General features: G+C 65.8%; 1 pseudogene. It reads left to right on the top strand.

The features are described 5' to 3' along the window. Window positions 1–2 precede the first annotated feature (2 nt). Window positions 3–234, top strand: a pseudogene (locus tag CVH10_RS24635) (5-dehydro-2-deoxygluconokinase); the annotation flags it as partial.

Here is a 234-nt window from a genome sequence, read left to right as displayed (position 1 = left end):
TCGTGCGCGAGGAGCTCGAGCGAGTGGGCGTCGATACCAGCGCCCTGCAGACCGATCCCGAACGCCATACCGGCCTGGTGCTGCTGGCGCTCAAGGATCGCGACAGCTTCCCGCTGCTGTTTTATCGCCGCGACTGTGCCGACATGGCCATCGACGCTGAGGCCATCGATCCGGCCTTCATCGCCCGCGCCAAGGCGCTGGCCATCACCGGTACCCATCTCTCTACCGACGTCA

Source organism: Halomonas sp. ND22Bw, from assembly GCF_003011945.1.
Lineage (GTDB): Bacteria > Pseudomonadota > Gammaproteobacteria > Pseudomonadales > Halomonadaceae > Halomonas > Halomonas halophila.
This window is presented reverse-complemented; position numbering and strand designations above follow the sequence as displayed.